At 70.1% G+C, this 15,115-nt stretch carries 15 protein-coding genes; 2 read left to right on the forward strand and 13 right to left on the reverse strand.

From position 1 onward, the window contains the following. Positions 1 to 237 precede the first annotated feature (237 nt). The 5 genes from ampD to BKK80_RS18400 form a co-directional block, all read right to left on the reverse strand. On the reverse strand, positions 238 to 861 hold the full coding sequence (gene ampD / locus BKK80_RS18380; RefSeq protein WP_071015525.1) for a 1,6-anhydro-N-acetylmuramyl-L-alanine amidase AmpD: 624 nt from the start codon (positions 859 to 861) through the stop codon (positions 238 to 240). After that, positions 854 to 2,527, reverse strand: a complete 1,674-nt coding sequence (locus BKK80_RS18385; RefSeq protein WP_071070416.1) for a sigma-54-dependent transcriptional regulator — start codon at positions 2,525 to 2,527, stop codon at positions 854 to 856. The genes ampD and BKK80_RS18385 overlap by 8 nt, the downstream gene beginning before the upstream one ends. A 65-nt stretch (positions 2,528 to 2,592) precedes the next feature. After that, positions 2,593 to 4,656: a sensor histidine kinase gene (locus tag BKK80_RS18390; RefSeq protein ID WP_071015529.1), complete on the reverse strand. Its 2,064-nt coding sequence runs from the start codon at positions 4,654 to 4,656 to the stop codon at positions 2,593 to 2,595. Continuing rightward, the gene (locus BKK80_RS18395; protein WP_071015531.1) at positions 4,653 to 4,913 is read right to left on the reverse strand and encodes a PP0621 family protein; all 261 of its coding nucleotides are present in this window, start codon (positions 4,911 to 4,913) and stop codon (positions 4,653 to 4,655) included. The genes BKK80_RS18390 and BKK80_RS18395 overlap by 4 nt, the downstream gene beginning before the upstream one ends. Before the next feature lie 8 nt (positions 4,914 to 4,921). After that, positions 4,922 to 5,827 (reverse strand): cytochrome C assembly family protein, encoded by a 906-nt coding sequence (locus tag BKK80_RS18400; RefSeq protein WP_071015533.1) that lies wholly within the window; start codon positions 5,825 to 5,827, stop codon positions 4,922 to 4,924. Positions 5,828 to 5,909: 82 nt separating this feature from the next. Between BKK80_RS18400 and ffh the strand changes: the two genes are divergently transcribed. Further along, the gene (gene ffh, locus BKK80_RS18405) at positions 5,910 to 7,298 is read left to right on the forward strand and encodes a signal recognition particle protein (protein ID WP_071015535.1); all 1,389 of its coding nucleotides are present in this window, start codon (positions 5,910 to 5,912) and stop codon (positions 7,296 to 7,298) included. Positions 7,299 to 7,376: 78 nt separating this feature from the next. Continuing rightward, positions 7,377 to 7,919, forward strand: a complete 543-nt coding sequence (locus tag BKK80_RS18410; protein ID WP_071015537.1) for a hypoxanthine-guanine phosphoribosyltransferase — start codon at positions 7,377 to 7,379, stop codon at positions 7,917 to 7,919. Here BKK80_RS18410 and BKK80_RS18415 read toward each other — a convergent pair. The 8 genes from BKK80_RS18415 to BKK80_RS18450 all read right to left on the reverse strand — a co-directional run bounded on the left by BKK80_RS18415 (position 7,903) and on the right by BKK80_RS18450 (position 15,017). Next, entirely contained in the window at positions 7,903 to 8,523 is a 621-nt protein-coding gene (locus tag BKK80_RS18415; protein ID WP_071015540.1) for a LysE family translocator, read from the reverse strand. The two genes, BKK80_RS18410 and BKK80_RS18415, sit on opposite strands and share 17 nt — an antisense overlap. Positions 8,524 to 8,657: 134 nt before the next feature. Continuing rightward, a complete protein-coding gene (locus BKK80_RS18420; protein WP_071015542.1) occupies positions 8,658 to 9,323 on the reverse strand; it encodes a LysE family translocator in 666 nt (221 codons plus the stop codon). Positions 9,324 to 9,414: 91 nt separating this feature from the next. Then, positions 9,415 to 9,768 (reverse strand): VOC family protein, encoded by a 354-nt coding sequence (locus tag BKK80_RS18425; protein ID WP_071015544.1) that lies wholly within the window; start codon positions 9,766 to 9,768, stop codon positions 9,415 to 9,417. Between the two features lie 159 nt (positions 9,769 to 9,927). Then, positions 9,928 to 10,758 (reverse strand): AraC family transcriptional regulator, encoded by an 831-nt coding sequence (locus tag BKK80_RS18430; protein ID WP_084545609.1) that lies wholly within the window; start codon positions 10,756 to 10,758, stop codon positions 9,928 to 9,930. Beyond that, a complete protein-coding gene (locus BKK80_RS18435) occupies positions 10,755 to 11,636 on the reverse strand; it encodes a helix-turn-helix transcriptional regulator (RefSeq protein WP_236903693.1) in 882 nt (293 codons plus the stop codon). The genes BKK80_RS18430 and BKK80_RS18435 overlap by 4 nt, the downstream gene beginning before the upstream one ends. Further along, on the reverse strand, positions 11,633 to 12,517 hold the full coding sequence (locus tag BKK80_RS18440) for a 2OG-Fe(II) oxygenase (RefSeq protein ID WP_071070420.1): 885 nt from the start codon (positions 12,515 to 12,517) through the stop codon (positions 11,633 to 11,635). Before BKK80_RS18440 ends, BKK80_RS18435 begins: the two co-directional genes overlap by 4 nt. After that, entirely contained in the window at positions 12,514 to 13,227 is a 714-nt protein-coding gene (locus tag BKK80_RS18445; RefSeq protein WP_071016591.1) for a lytic transglycosylase domain-containing protein, read from the reverse strand. Before BKK80_RS18445 ends, BKK80_RS18440 begins: the two co-directional genes overlap by 4 nt. A gap of 68 nt (positions 13,228 to 13,295) precedes the next feature. After that, on the reverse strand, positions 13,296 to 15,017 hold the full coding sequence (locus tag BKK80_RS18450) for a proline--tRNA ligase (RefSeq protein ID WP_071070422.1): 1,722 nt from the start codon (positions 15,015 to 15,017) through the stop codon (positions 13,296 to 13,298). Between the last annotated feature and the right edge of the window lie 98 nt (positions 15,018 to 15,115).

Raw genomic sequence — 15,115 nt, forward strand, 5'->3', positions numbered from 1 at the left:
CCGACCACTAGATATAGTGGCCGGATCAGAAAACTGGACTAAGTATAGTGAAACGACACGCGTTGACCAGTCTTGACAACTTAGTTTTTGCCGAGCGGTGCCGGCCTTGCGCGCTGCCGCATGGCCGCCAGGCCGCATAGCGCAAGGCTTGGGCGCCGCATGGTGCGGGGGCGCATATTGTAGAGAAATTTTTTCGATTGGCCGACGGCAGCCGATAGCCACAAGCACCGTCAGGATTCACTTGCCAGCCGGCCTCACCGTGCGGTAAGGCAGCAGCGCCGGCGCCAGGCCAGCCTCGCCGGCCAGCCGGTCCCAGTCGAAGTGCGGGCCCGGATCGGTCTTCCGTCCGGGCGCGATGTCGCTGTGACCGGCCAGCGCGCCCACCGAGGGGTAGGCTGCCAGCAACTCCCGCACCAGGGCGGCCACCGTGTCGTACTGGGCGGCCGTGAACGGCAGGTCGTCGCAGCCCTCGATCTCGATGCCGATGGAGAAATCGTTGCAACGCTCCCGGCCGAAGAAATCGGACAGGCCGGCATGCCAGGCGCGCGCATTGCAGGAGACGAACTGGATCAGCTCGCCATCGCGCGCAACCAGGAAGTGGGCCGACACGCGCACGTCGTGGATGGTGGCGAAGAAGGGATGGCGGGTGGCGTCGAGCCGGTTCTGGAAGAAGGCCTCGATGTCGCCGCTGCCGAACTGCCCGGGCGGCAGGCTGATGTTGTGCAGCACCACCAGCCCGACCGGCATGCCGGCGGGACGCTCGTCGAAATTCGGCGAGTCCACGCGGCGCGCCGCCGCCACCCAGCCGTCGGCGCCGGGACGCAATGCGGGCCGCAGGTACCTGGAACGCCGCTCAGCCATCGTGCCTCCCTGTGGCCAGCGGGTCGGTGCATCCCGATATCTCGGTGCCCTCGATGCCGTCCGCCGCATCGAGGGCCTCGCCCGCTTCCTCGCGCCCGTCGCCGCGGATGCCGAGTTGCTGGATGCGGTAGCGCAGCTGGCGGAAGCTCAGGCCCAGCAGCGGCGCCGCCGCCGTGCGGTTGAAGCCGGTCTGCTGCAGCGCCTGCAGGATCAGGCTGCGCTCCAGCGACTCCAGCCGCGCCGGCAGGTCGATCGGGAAGACCACGGGCGCGCCTATCGCGCCGATCGCATCGTCGGCCAGCACGACCGACGCGGACGCGGTCGGCACCGGCACCGGCTCCGGTGCCGCCGGCAGTCCGGTGGGCAGGGCGACGGGCGCCAGCGCGGGCGCTGCCACCGGCGCCCACAGCGCGCCGCCCGGCCACGGCGCATAGTAGGCCGCGGGCGCGGCGGGCGGCGCCAGCAGGCCGGGGCGCTCCGTGCCTGCCTCCAGCGGCCCGAGATCGGCCACGTCGATGTGCTCGCCCTCGGCGAAGGCGTAGGCTCGCTCCAGCAGATTCTCCAATTCGCGCACGTTGCCGGGAAAGCGGTAGGCCGACAGCCGCTCGAGCGCCGCCGGCGACAGCCGCTTGGCGCGCGGGTCGCCGTAGCGGCCGGCCAGGTGGGCGAGAATGGCCCGCGCCAGCACCGGCACGTCTTCCGCGCGCTCGCGCAGCGTGGGCATGCGCAGTTCCAGCACGTTGAGGCGGTAGTAGAGATCCTGGCGGAACTGGCCCGCCGCCACCATGGCGGCCAGGTCCTTGTGGCTGGCGCAGACCACCCGCACGTCGACGAGATCCTCGCGGCTGGCGCCGATCTTGCGCACACGCCGCTCCTGCAGCGCACGCAGCAGCTTGACCTGCATCGCCAGCGGCAGGTCGGCCACCTCGTCGAGCATCAGCGTGCCGCCGTTGGCGGCATGGAAGAAGCCGCCGCGTTCGCTGTCGGCCCCGGTGAAGGCGCCCTTGACGTAGCCGAAGAACTCCGACTCCATCAGCGTCTCCGGAATGGCCCCGCAGTTGACTGCCACGAACGGATGCGCCGCGCGCGCGCTGATGGCGTGGATGGCGCGCGCGGCACGCTCCTTGCCGCTGCCGGATTCGCCGCTGATCACGATGGGCGCCATGCTGCGCGCCAGCCGGGCCAGCGCGCGCCGCACCTCCTGCATGGCCGCCGAATGGCCCGGCAGCAGGTCGGCGGCCCGGTTGGCGGCATCGCCCGCCGACACCTCCGCGCCGTCGCGCTGCTGCCGGCCGAGCGCGTTCAGGATCAGGTTGCGCAACTGCTCCAGCGAGACCGGCTTGGCGATGTAGTCGAAAGCACCGGCCTTCAGTGCCTCGACCGCATTGTCGGCGCTGCCGTAGGCCGTCAGCACGGCCACCGGCACGCGCTCGGGCGCGCTCGACAGCTGCCGCACGATCTCGATGCCGAGTCCGTCGCCCAGCCGCATGTCCGTCAGCACCAGGCTGTAGTGCCCGCGGGCCAGCTTTTCGCGCGCCTCGGCCAGCGAGCCGGCCAGCACCACGTCATGGCCCATGCGGCGGATCGAGATGTCGAGCAGTTCGCGCAGATCGGCTTCGTCGTCGATGACGAGGATGGGATCGGGGCCGGAAGGTCGGAACGGCATGGGCGGCGTGCGGTGGAGTGGGCGCTGGGTCGCGTGGTCGGTCTGGACGGGAGGCTCGGCCGGCCTCAGGTGCCGCCGGTCTCCGGCGTGTCGATGCGCAAGGTCAGCACGAAGGCCTTGGACGGCAGTGTATCGCGCGCGGCCGGCGCCAGCATCCCCGTGCGCTCGAGCAGCGCCTCCAGCGAAATGGTGCCGTAGCGCACCTGGGCATCGTTGGCGCCGCACAGCTCGCGCGCCATGAACAATCCCAGGCCGGTACCCTGGGCATTGCTGGTGAAGAAGGGCTCGAACAGGCTGCGCTGGTGCTCGCGCGAGACCTCGCTGCCATCGTTCCAGACGATCAGCTCGGCATGGTGCTGGTCCAGCGCATGCGCCAGCAGGCGGATCGCGCCGGGCCGGCGGCTGCAGTAGCGCCAGGCGTTGTCGAGCAGGTTGCCGACCACCTGTTGCAGCTGCGACGGCTCGAAGATGACCGGCCTGGCCACATCGACCGTCAGGCGGATGGCATTGGCATTGACTTCATGGCCGGGGCCCGCAGGCGGCGCCGCGCCGGCCACCGCCTCGGCGCGCGCCGAGCGCGAGCGCATCTCCGCGCGCCAGCGCGCCACGATTTCCGGCAGCGCCTTGTTCAGGTCCACGGCACTGCGCTCGGTACGCGGGCGGCGCGACATCTGCAGCACGTCCGAGACCACCTGGTCGAGCCGCCGCACGTTGTCGCTGATGATGCGCAGCAGGCGCGCGTCGACGTCGCCCTCGGCCCGCGCGCCGCGCCGTCCGGAGTCCGCCAGCAGCTCGCTGGCCTGGCTGATCGCCGCCAGCGGATTGCGGATCTGATGCGCCACGCTGGCCACCAGCCGTCCCATCGCGGCCAGCTTCTCCTGCTGGACCTGCTCGGCGATGCGCTCCCAGCTCTCGATATGCACCAGCACGGTGTCGCGCATCTCGCTGCGCAGCAGGGCTTCGTCCTCGGGACTCCAGGACATCGCCTCGTTCTGCGCGATGGCCAGGCGCAGGCGCGCAGCCGCCTCGGGCGACATCTCGTTCCAGGCCGCCGTGCGCATCGACGATGCCGAGCCCAGGGTGTGCGTCGACAGGGACGCGGCGAAGGTGGAGCGCAGGCCGGCCACGCCCGGCAGCAGGAAACGCAGGCGCAGGCGGGTGTGCAGGATGGGCCCGCCGCCCGAGGAAGGCCGCAGCGGCAGGGGCAGCAACTGCAGGATGCGCGGCGCGTCGTCGCGGCTGCGCAGCCAGTCGCGCAGCATTTCCGCCAGCGGCTGCAGCCGCGGGATGCGGCGCAGGTCGAACAGGATGGCTTCGCGCTGTGCGCCCGCCGCGCGCGGATCGCCGCCGCGCTCGGCGGGCTGCACGCCGAGCAGCACCACGGCGGCCGGATTGGCCGCTACCACGGCACCATTGGCGCGCAGCAGCATCACGCCGTCCTGCATGTCGTTGACCATCAGCCGGTTGACCAGCTGCTGCAGCCGCAGCTCGCGCTCGCGCGCCAGGGCCAGCTGCTCCTGTGCCAGCTGGCGGTTGGCCAGCAGGTACATCAGCAGCGCCGCGATCATGAACACCAGCCCGTAGAGGCCGGCGCCAAGCAGCGCGGGCGCGGTCTGGCGCGCCACCAGCGTCTGCATCATCGGCTCGCCCAGCACCGTCAGCGCCGACACCGCGGCGGCGAACAGCGCGAACGGCAGGCTGGTCAGCGCACCGGCCTCCAGCGCCGGCAGCAGGAAGATCATGGCCAGCCCGTCACCATGGCGCCCCAGGGCGTGGAACAGCAGCGCCAGCAGCAGCAGGTCGGCCAGCACCTGCAAGCGCACGCGGAAATGAAAGCGGCGGCGCCACAGCGCGGCGGCAGCCATCGCCAGCGCCAGCGCGAGGTAGGACAGCACCAGGCGCATCGGGCTGGCCCAGGTCCACGGCGCCTCCGGCAGGGCCTGCAGCATCTCGCCGCGCTGGGAGGGCAGCCAGATGTAGCCGAGCAGCAGCAGCCCGACGGCCAGACGCGTCCAGCAGAAGTAGTGCAGCAAGCGCCAGTGGAATTCCGGCGGCTCGGCCTGCTGCCAGGTCTGCAGCATGGCATGCAGCACGCCGGCTGGCGGCGCGGCGGGCTGCCGGGTCTTCATGCGGGCGGGCCGCTGTCGTCCGGCAGGTGGCTGCGCCGGCAATAGTGCAGGCCACGATAGGCGATCGCCTCGCTGCGCGGCAGGTGCACCCCGCAGCTCGCGCACGGCACCATCGCCTCGCTGGCACTGCCGTCATCGGGGGAGGGCCTGGCCGAGCGCGCCGCCCGGCGCTCCGCGCGCAGGCGTTCCTCGGCGCGGTTGCGCAGCCACCAGAACATGCCCAGCACCACGGCCAGGAGAAGGAAGATGCGTGCCATGCCGGGCCTCAGACGCGATGCAGGATCACTTCGATGACGAAGCGGCTGCCGACGTAGGCCAGCAGCAGGATGCCGAAGGAGGCGATCACCCAGCGCAGCGCGGCGCGCCCGCGCCAGCCGTAGAAGCGCCGGCCGATCAGGATGCCGCAGAACATGCCCCAGGACAGCAGGGCGAAGACCGTCTTGTGGTCGAGCCGGAAGGCCCGCCCGAACAGTTGCTCGGAGAACAGCAGGCCCGAGGCAATGGTCAGCGTCAGCAGCACGAAGCCGGCGCCGATCAGGCGGAACAGCAGCTTCTCCAGCGTCAGCAGCGGCGGCAGCAGGTCCAGCCAGCGGCCGAGCCAGCGCGGCTCGCCCGCGCCCCCGCCCACCGGACGGTTGAAGCCGTGCAGGCGGCGCTCGGCCAGCAGCATCAGGAAAGCATGGAAGGCGGCCAGGGTGAACAGCCCATAAGCCACGTTGGCGATGATGAAATGCAGCTTGAACAGCGGCTTGGCCGCATAGCCGAGGATCTGCGAGCCGGGAAAGACCAGCGGCATCAGGCTGGCCAGCAGGGCCACCGGGATCACGATCAGGCCGAGCCCGGCCAGCGAGAAGAAGAAACTCTCGATCCAGTAGATGCCCACGCCCAGCCAGAGCATGGCCGACAGCGCGTAGGCGAAGCCGAACATCATGTGGTCGGCGGGAAAGATGGTCTCGTGCAGCAGCAGGCCGTGGCTGGCCAGGGCCCCCACCATCAGCAGGTGCCACCAGGGCGGCTGCGCCTCTCCCGCGCCGGATGCACCCGCCATCAGCAGGGCCGAGCCGCCACCGCCCTGGGCCAGGGCGGCCAGCTGGGCATGACGCGCCGCCCAGCCGTGATAGGCCAGGCCGCAATAGAGAAGTGCCGTCAAGGCATACAGTACAATGGCCATTTGCACAGTTTACCCTAGCGCCCTGTACTGGTGGCGCCGCGGTAACGCCGCGCCCGGGCGCCAAACCTCCCCCTTTTCTGCCATGCTGGACAATCTCACTCAACGCTTGGCGCGGGTCGTCAAGACCATGCGCGGCGAGGCTCGCCTGACCGAGGCCAATACCGCCGAAATGCTGCGCGAAGTGCGCCTCGCCATGCTCGAGGCCGACGTCGCCCTGCCCGTCGTGCGCGAGTTCATCGCGCGCGTGAAGGAAAAGGCCATGGGCGAGGAGGTGGTCTCCAGCCTCACGCCGGGCCAGGCCCTGGTCGGGGTGGTGCAGCGCGAGCTGACCGCGGTGATCGGCGGCGAGGAAAGCCTGCAGGGCAAGAGCGCCGAACTGAACCTGGCAGTGCAGCCGCCCGCCATCATCCTGATGGCCGGCCTGCAGGGCGCGGGCAAGACCACCACGGTGGGCAAGCTGGCCAAGTGGCTCAAGGAGAACAAGAAGAAGAAGGTGCTGACGGTCTCCTGCGACGTCTACCGCCCCGCCGCGATCGCCCAGTTGAAGACGGTGTCCGAGCAGGTCGGCGCGGAGTTCTTCCCCTCCCAGCCGGACCAGAAACCGGTCGACATCGCACGCGCGGCGCTGGACTGGGCGCGCAAGCACTATGCCGACGTGCTGATCGTCGACACCGCCGGCCGCCTGGGCATCGACGAGGCGATGATGCAGGAGATCGCCGCGCTGCACGCCGAGCTCAAGCCCGCCGAGACCCTGTTCGTGGTCGATGCCATGCTGGGCCAGGACGCGGTCAATACCGCCAAGGCCTTCAATGACGCGCTGCCGCTGACCGGAGTGGTGCTGACCAAGCTCGACGGCGACGCACGCGGCGGCGCTGCGCTGTCGGTGCGCCACATCACCGGCAGGCCGATCAAGTTCGTCGGCGTCGGCGAGAAGCTCGACGGCCTGGAGCCCTTCTACCCCGATCGCATGGCCCAGCGGATCCTGGGCATGGGCGACATCCTCGCCCTGGTCGAGGAGGCGCAGCGCGGCGTCGACATGGAAGCGGCCGAGAAACTGGCCAAGAAGATCAAGAAGACCGGCGACTTCGACCTGGAAGACTTCAAGGCACAGATCGGCCAGATGAAGAAGATGGGTGGACTGGGCAGCCTGGTGGACAAGCTGCCGGCCCAGTTCGCGCAGCAGGCCCAGGGCGCCAACATGGACCAGGCCGAGAAGCAGGTGCGCCGCATGGAGGGCATCATCAACAGCATGACGCCCGCCGAGCGCGCCAAGCCGGACCTGATCAAGGCCAGCCGCAAGCGCCGTATCGCCGCCGGCGCCGGTGTGCCGGTGCAGGAAGTCAACCGGTTGCTCAACCAGTTCGATCAGATGCAGGGCATGATGAAGAAGCTCAAGGGCGGCGGCATGATGAAGCTGATGCGCTCAATGGGCGCCATGAAAGGCGGCATGAAAGGATTGTTCAACCGCTGATTCCCTGCCCGCGCGGGGCCGCTCCCCGCGCACCGCCCCCACGCCCCCACGCCAAGAAACGAGATAGGAAGAACCATCATGATGACCGCCGAACAGGCCCGCGAACTGTGGGCCAATTCCGAGGAAATCGTCAGCGCAGAAGCCGTGCAGGCCTCACTCGACCGCATGGCAGCCGAGATCACCGCCAAGATCGGCGACACCTTCCCGCTGGTGCTGTCCGTGATGGGAGGCGCCGTGGTCTTCACCGGCATGCTGCTGCCCAAGCTGGCCTTCCCGCTGGAATTCGACTACATCCACCTGTCCCGCTACAACAACAAGACGGTGGGCGGGGAAATGCAATGGCGCGTGGCGCCGCGCGAATCGGTCAAGGACCGCGTGGTACTGGTGCTCGACGACATCCTCGACGAAGGCGAGACCATGGCGGCCATCCGCCAGCGCATCATGGACATGGGCGCGCGCGAGTTCCACGCCGCCGTGCTGTGCGAAAAGACGCTGGCCAAGGCCAAGCCCATGCATCCGGACTTCTGCGGCTTCACCGTGCCGGACCGCTATGTGTTCGGCTGCGGCATGGATGCCAAGGGCTACTGGCGCAATCTCGGCGCCATCAGGGCCTTGCGCTGAGGATAGGCCACAGCGAGGCGAGCAGCAGCAGCGCCATCGCCACATTGAAGACCCGCAGCACCCGCGGGTCGGCCAGCCAGCGGCGCAGCGCCGAGCCGAACACCGCCCACATGGCCACGCTGGGCAGGTTGATCACGGCGAAGATCCCCGACAGCAGCAGGACGTTGACCCACAGGTTGCCGTGCAGCACATAGGTGCTGCACGCGCCCACCGCCATCACCCAGGCCTTGGGATTCACCCACTGGAAGGCCGCCGCGCGCAGGAAGCCCATCGGCCGCGCCACGCTGCGTTCCTGCACGCCGCCGCCCGTCGCGAGCTTCCAGGCCAGCCATGTCAGGTACAGCGCAGCCGCCACGCGCAGGACCTGCCAGGTCCACGGCAATGCCGTGAACAGCGAGCCCAGGCCCAGGCCCACCAGGGCTACCATCAGCGAGAAGCCCAGGCTGATGCCGAGCAGGTGCGGAACCGTGCGGGCGAAGCCGAAGTTGACGCCGGAGGCCAGCACCATCGTATTGTTGGGACCGGGGGTGACCGAGGACACCAGCGCGAAGCCGCAGAAGGCGGCGAAGACGCCGGAGCCGGCAGCGAGCTGAAGCAGTGCCATGAGAGGACTCCGTCTTAGGGGCGAAAAGCAGGGATGAAAACGACCTGCTCAGTCTAGCGACGGTTACCAGCACAGTACCGGTACACTTTTCCACAAATGTACCGGCATGGATATCGGATGCGACCGGGTTCGGCCTAGCTCCGCCAAGAGCGCACCGCCACGACGGTGGCCAGGCCCCACAAGGCCAATCCCGTGCAGCGGCCGACCGCAGTGGTCGAGCGGGCGAAACGCGAGGCCACGGCCGGGTGTCCGGCTCCGTACGCCACCAGCAGGTCCCAGCCGAACACGGCGCAGAACATCCAGGCCCCGTAGGCGGCCTGGATGGCCGGCGGCGTGTGCTGTGCGGCCAGCATGGCGAACAGGCTGGCATAGAACAGGGCGTTCTTGGGATTGAGCAGCGCCGACAGCAGGCCCGTGCCGAGCTGTGCAGCCCAGGCAACCGGGACCGTCGCCCCGCCCTGCCCCGGCTGCACCCCATCGGGCAGAGCGAAGCCGCCGCGCACGCGCAGGAAGCGCCAGCCCAGCCACACCAGGTAAGCGCAACCGGCCCATTGCAGGCCGTCCAGCCAAGCCTGGCTGGCCCGGCTGGCAGCCAGTCCGGCCAGTGCCAGCAGGATGAAGACCCCGTTGCCGAGGGCGATGCCCAGGCAGACCGCGGCCGTCCGGCGCGGGCCATGCAGCAGGCCGCTGCGCACCACCAGCAGGAAATCGGGGCCCGGGCTCAGCAGGGCCAGCAGGTGAGCGCCGGCCACCATGGCGAATTGCGGCGCGAGGCCGCCGGGCGCATTCAGCAGATCCATCTCCGTCCTCCATCGGAAGATGGCAGTGTCGGCCCGCCGCGCCGCGCCGTATTGAAGGAAATTGCGCGGCCGGGGAGCGCGGGCGGAAGACTCAGGCGGCCGTCCAGACGGCCAGCTCGTAGCCGTCCGGGTCGGTGAAATGGAAGCGCCGGCCTCCCGGGAATTCGAATACCTCCTGGCTGATGCGCCCGCCGGCGGCCACGATGCGCTGCCGGGCATCAGCCAGGTCCTCGCTGTACAGGATGACCAGCGGCCCGCCCGGCCGGACCGCCGCGCCGGTGGTGAAGCCACCGGTCAGCCGGCCATCGCTGAACTCGCAATAGGCCGGCCCATAGTCAGTGAAGGTCCAGCCGAACACCTCGCCGTAGAAACGCTTGCTGCGTGCGATGTCGCCCACGTTGAATTCGATGTTGTCGATCTGGCTGTCCTTGCCCCGGATTCCCATGGCTGCCTCCTGTGGAATGGAATGGAATGGATTGAATCAATTGGAAGTGCAGGCTACAGCATGAGGGCAGTGCGCGCCGCCGTCTTGAACGAAACGGCCAGCGGCGGGAACGGCACGTGCAGATCGCGCCGCCTCGCGGCTCCCCCCGCAGCGTTGCCGCTAGAGCGCCTGATCCGCCCGCAACTGCTGCCGCAGGCACGCCGGCGTGATGCCGCAAAGCGCCTGAACCTCGCGGCCGAGGTGGGCCTGGTCGGCATAGCCCGCCTCGGCGGCGAGGACCGCCAGCGATGCCGCGCCCGGCAGCCCGCGCAGGCGGGCAAAGAAGCGCTGGAAGCGCAGGATACGTTCCAGCGTCTTGGTCCCGTAGCCGAAATGATCGTGGCATAGACGCCGCACGCTACGTTCGCTGAGATCCAGCCGCTTCCGTATCGCCAACGCGCGCGCGCCGTCCTCGACGGGCAGCCCGCACAGGCGGAACAGCTCGGCCGCGCGCGCCTCGGCCGGTGCCACGCGGCGGCTTGCCGCAAGCAGTTCCTGGTGGAAGGCGCGCGCCTGGCCAAGCGGATCCCTGGCTTCCTGCACGCGCGCCGCCATGTCCGCGGCGGCCCTCCCCCATAGATCCTCCAGGGCCACGGCGCGCCCGACCAGTTCCGACAGCGGCAGGCCGAGCCAGGCGCGCGCCGCGCCCGCACGAAAGCGGGCACCCAGCACGTGCGCGCCCGGCGCCAGGTCCGGGTGTGCAGCCGTCACATCCGGACCGACCACACGCAGCGCGCCATCGCGCCAGAGGACATCCACGCAGCCATCGGGCAGCACCGCCACCGCGCGGGCAGGCCCGGGCGGCAGCGTGCTGCTCCAGAGGCAGGAAAAATGCCCGCGCAGCGCCAGGTCCGGCGGCGCCTCGCGATAGCATCCGGTCACGCCGGCGATGCCCGGCTCGGCACCTGGCGTGGCTGGCCCGCCCCGGCGCGGCGGCAGCGCCACGGTCATGGCCGCATGTCGCGCGCGGCGGGCGCGGCGTCTGCCGCGGCGCCACGCCCGCCGCGCTGGTAGGCCAGCGGTGTCATCGCCACGCGCTGCTTGAAGGCTCGCTGGAAGTGGCTCTGGTCGGCGAATCCCAGTTGCAGCGCGACGTCGGCCAGGACACCGCCCGCGCGCAGCAGCCGGCGTGCCTGGTTGATGCGCTGGTCGAGCTGGTAGGCGTGCGGCGTCAGGCCGGTCCCGGCGCGGAAGGCGCGGATCAGGTGATATCGGCTCATGCCGGCTTCGCGCGCCAGTTCGGCCAGCGGCAGGCGCTCGGCGTGACGCGCCTGCAGCAGCGCTTTCAGGTGCGCCAGCCGCGCGGCCGGCAGCATGGGGGCGGTCGGCGCCGGCTGGCGTGTCAAGGCGCCGCGGCCGGCAAGCAGGTCGCCGACCACGCCCACCAGGGCCGCCTCCTTGGTCTCGGCATCGGCCGGGGAGAACAGGATCCCGCCCAGGGTGCGCAGCGCCCGGTAGCTGGCCGCCTCGCGCCGCACGTCGACTTCGTCCAGAGCGTCGATCGCGCCGCCGTGGGCGGCAATCTCCGCCAGCACGCCCCGCACCCAGCACGGTTCAAGGTGCAGCATCTGGTAGCTCCAGCGGCCATCCGGCAAGGGATTGCAGGCATGCACGCGTTCGGCGGGCACGACCACCACCGTACCGGGCGCCAGGTGCTCGACACCGCCGGTCCAGCGGAAAACACTGCCGCCGCCGTCAACCGCGCCGATCGACAGGGTCGGATGCGTATGCGGCAGGTAGGCGGCGCCGCCGTCGCCGGCGCACCGGTACTCGGCGAACGGGAGCGCGGCATCGAACCAGAGGCGCGCGGCCGGCCTGGCCGGACTCAAGGCAGGTTCCGGTACGGACGCTCGCGCAGCCATTTGGTTGCGATCCATTTCTCGCCCGCTGTCACCGGCAGGCCCGCGTGCAGGGTCCGCTCGTCGAGACGTCCGTCCGGCAAGCGGTAGGCGAAGTAGACCGCATTGCCCTGCACCGGCGCCACCTCCAGGCCCAGGCGCGGAAAGGCCGTGGCGCCGCCGGCCGGCGGGCTGTTCAGGTAGATCACCAGGGTGGCGATGCGCTGGCCGCCGACGCGCAGCTGGCGCGCCTCGCCCGGCCGCTCCGGATGGAAATAGTCGTAGTGCGGCTGGTACTGGCCGCCGGGCTTGTAGTTGAGGATCTGCAGGCCTTCGCCATGCTCGGCCGGCACGCCCGTGAGCGCGGCGATACGCGCTTCGATGCGGGCGATCAGGGGGTGCTCGCCCACCTGGAACATGGCGCCCATGCTGGTGCGCGCATCGATCAGGTTTTCGTCGCCGGTGTCGGGATTGACCACCGGCGAGCGCGCCAGCCGCCCGCGCGCCAGCGCCACCAGGGCGTCGCACTCGGCGGCATCCAGCAAACCCTGGTAGAGCGAAACGCGCGGCGCCTGCAGCGAGAACAGCAGCCGCGTGTCGTGGGCGCCATGCCGGTGCACGTTCTGCATGGCATCGCCCGCAGCCCCGGCCGCCGGCGCGGATGCGGCGGCGTCGCGCGCAGGTGCCACGGCGAGGGCCGCCAGCACGGTGGTGCGGGCGAAGCCGGCCTCGTAGCCGGACAGGCACATCGAGCGCACCAGGGCTTCGACACCGAAGCCGAGTGCAATGTGGCGCACCAGCCAGCGCTCCAGCTCCGGCGACGAGACCGTGTGGCCGGTGGCGCCGGCCGCATTGCCGGGCTGCGCGCTCATGACGGATTGGCGAGGCGCCGCGCAGAGAAGGGGTTGCCGGCGGGGCGCTCGGCCAGGCCGCCCGGCGCGGCGCGCGGCGCGGCAGGCGCCGGATCGCCGGCCACGGTGACCGAGACTTCGGAATACTGCCAGCGCTTCCACGCGGCCAGCACGGCATTCGGGTATTCAGGACGGCCGCGGCTGCCGTTGTAGCGGCCCAGGGCGAGGAACAGGTCGCCCTGCTCGCGGTCGAGGTAGTAACGCAGGATGGTGCAGCCGTAGCGCAGGTTGCTCTGCAGGTGGAACAGTTTGCGGGAATCGCTGTCGCCGATGCTGCGCGTCCAGAACGGCATCACCTGCATCAGGCCGCGCGCGCCGGCGGCACTGATGGCGTACTTGCGGAAATTGCTCTCGACCTGCATCAGGCCGAGCACCAGCGCCGGCTCCAGTCCCGCACGCTTGGCTTCGTAGTAAGCGGTCTCGATCAGCTCGACGCGCGTCTGCGATTCGGGGATGCGGCTCTCCAGCCGGCGCGACATCTCGTCCAGCCATTTCAGGTAGGCCAGCCGCTCCCCGCCGCTGGCGAAGACGGGCCGCACCGGGCGGCCGTCGGCGATGGCGGCGGCCAGCGCGCCGCGCACCGAGTCGGCGAGATCTTCTTCCTTCTGTGCGCCGGCGTGGGCGGCGGCTGCCGCCACCACCAGGAACAGGGCGCCGCCCGCGCGCGCCAGCCGCCCGGCGCCGAGCCGGGTAGCGGACAGGCTGGAAGCTGGGCGTGGCGCGCGCACCGTCAGCCGCGTCAGCCGGCGAGCAGGCCGCGTACGTGGCCGACCACGTCGGCCACCGCCACCGCGGTCGCCTGCGCGTCGCGCCGGCCCTGGTACTCGACCTTGCCCTCCTTCAGGCCGCGATCGCCCACCACCACGCGGTGCGGCACGCCGATCAGCTCCCAGTCGGCGAACATCACGCCGGGACGCTCGCCGCGGTCATCCAGGATCACGTCGACGCCGGCCGCGAGCAGCTCGGCATGGATGCGGTCGGCCTCGGCCTTGACCGCCTCGTTGCGGTCGTAGCCGACCGGGCACACCACCACCTCGAAGGGCGCGATGGCGGCCGGCCAGATGATGCCGCGCTCGTCGAAATTCTGCTCGATGGCGGCACCGAGGATACGCGTGACGCCGATGCCGTAGCAGCCCATCTGCATCGGCTGGGTCTTGCCGTTCTCGTCGAGGAAGTTGGCGTTCATGTCGACCGAGTAGCGCGTGCCGAGCATGAACACGTGGCCCACCTCGATGCCGCGGCAGATGGACAGGCGGCCCTTGCCGTCGGGCGAGGCGTCGCCCTCGACCACGTTGCGCAGGTCGGCCACCTGCGGCTCGGGCAGGTCGCGGCCCCAGTTGACGCCGGTGTAGTGGTAGTCGCGCTCGTTGGCGCCGCAGCAGAAATCGCTCATATTGGCGACGGTGCGGTCCACCACCAGCTTGACCGGCTTCCTGGTGCCCACCGGGCCCAGGTAGCCCGGCGGCGAACCGAAGGTGTCAACGATCTCGTTCTCGGTGGCGAAGCGGAAGTCGGCCAGGCCGGGCACCTTCGATGCCTTGATCTCGTTCAGCTCATGATCGCCGCGGATCAGCAGCAGCCAGACCTGCGTGCCGGCCTCGCCGTCGGTGGCCAGCACGATCGACTTGACGGTGCGCTCCAGCGGGATGCCGAGGAACTCGGCCACGTGCTCGCACTTGGCCTTCTCCGGCGTCGACGCCTTCACCAGCGGCTCGGCGGCGGCAGCGCGGCTGGCCAGCAGCGGCAGCGCCTCGGCCGCCTCCATGTTGGCGGCGTAGTCGGAGTCCGGGCAGTAGACGATGGCGTCCTCGCCGGTGTCGGCGATCACGTGGAACTCATGCGAGCCCGAACCGCCGATGGCGCCGTTGTCGGCCGCCACCGCGCGGAATTCCAGGCCGAAGCGCTGGAAGATGCGCACGTAGGCGTCATACATCTTCTGGTACGAGGCCTTCATGCCGTCCAGGTCGCGGTCGAAGGAATAGGCGTCCTTCATGGTGAACTCGCGGCCGCGCATGATGCCGAAGCGCGGCCGGCGCTCGTCGCGGAACTTGGTCTGGATCTGGTAGAAGTTGATCGGCAGCTGCTTGTAGCTGCGGATCTCGCTGCGCGCGATGTCGGTCACGACCTCCTCCGAGGTCGGCTGCACGGCGAAATCGCGCTCGTGGCGATCCTTCAGGCGCAGCAGCTCCGGGCCCATCTTGTCCCAGCGGCCGGTCTCCTGCCACAGCTCGGCCGGCTGGATCACGGGCATCGACAACTCGACCGCGCCGGCCCGGTTCATCTCCTCGCGCACGATGTTCTCCACCTTGCGGATCACGCGCAGGCCGATCGGCATGTAGTTGTAGATGCCCGCGCCCAGCTTCTTGATCATGCCGGCGCGCATCATCAGCTTGTGCGAGACGATTTCCGCGTCGGAAGGGGCTTCCTTGAGGGTGGAAATGAAGAATTGCGAGGCTTTCATCCGTAGCTTTCTCTTAGGGTCCGGCCCCCCCGGCCGATTCCGGAGTGCCACCGCACCAAATCCTGTACGCACGCGCCTGAAACGACGCTTCCGCTGGG

Origin of the sequence: Cupriavidus malaysiensis (genome assembly GCF_001854325.1) — a bacterium.
GTDB lineage: Bacteria > Pseudomonadota > Gammaproteobacteria > Burkholderiales > Burkholderiaceae > Cupriavidus > Cupriavidus malaysiensis.

What these genes read in the sequence shown, in the direction of transcription:
- ampD (WP_071015525.1), bottom strand. Translation starts at nt 861, where the DNA reads ATGGCTGAGCGGCGTTCCAGGTACCTGCGGCCCGCATTGCGTCCCGGC.
- BKK80_RS18385 (WP_071070416.1), bottom strand. Translation starts at nt 2,527, where the DNA reads ATGCCGTTCCGACCTTCCGGCCCCGATCCCATCCTCGTCATCGACGAC.
- BKK80_RS18390 (WP_071015529.1), bottom strand. Translation starts at nt 4,656, where the DNA reads ATGAAGACCCGGCAGCCCGCCGCGCCGCCAGCCGGCGTGCTGCATGCC.
- BKK80_RS18395 (WP_071015531.1), bottom strand. Translation starts at nt 4,913, where the DNA reads ATGGCACGCATCTTCCTTCTCCTGGCCGTGGTGCTGGGCATGTTCTGG.
- BKK80_RS18400 (WP_071015533.1), bottom strand. Translation starts at nt 5,827, where the DNA reads ATGGCCATTGTACTGTATGCCTTGACGGCACTTCTCTATTGCGGCCTG.
- ffh (WP_071015535.1), top strand. Translation starts at nt 5,910, where the DNA reads ATGCTGGACAATCTCACTCAACGCTTGGCGCGGGTCGTCAAGACCATG.
- BKK80_RS18410 (WP_071015537.1), top strand. Translation starts at nt 7,377, where the DNA reads ATGATGACCGCCGAACAGGCCCGCGAACTGTGGGCCAATTCCGAGGAA.
- BKK80_RS18415 (WP_071015540.1), bottom strand. Translation starts at nt 8,523, where the DNA reads ATGGCACTGCTTCAGCTCGCTGCCGGCTCCGGCGTCTTCGCCGCCTTC.
- BKK80_RS18420 (WP_071015542.1), bottom strand. Translation starts at nt 9,323, where the DNA reads ATGGATCTGCTGAATGCGCCCGGCGGCCTCGCGCCGCAATTCGCCATG.
- BKK80_RS18425 (WP_071015544.1), bottom strand. Translation starts at nt 9,768, where the DNA reads ATGGGAATCCGGGGCAAGGACAGCCAGATCGACAACATCGAATTCAAC.
- BKK80_RS18430 (WP_084545609.1), bottom strand. Translation starts at nt 10,758, where the DNA reads ATGACCGTGGCGCTGCCGCCGCGCCGGGGCGGGCCAGCCACGCCAGGT.
- BKK80_RS18440 (WP_071070420.1), bottom strand. Translation starts at nt 12,517, where the DNA reads ATGAGCGCGCAGCCCGGCAATGCGGCCGGCGCCACCGGCCACACGGTC.
- BKK80_RS18450 (WP_071070422.1), bottom strand. Translation starts at nt 15,017, where the DNA reads ATGAAAGCCTCGCAATTCTTCATTTCCACCCTCAAGGAAGCCCCTTCC.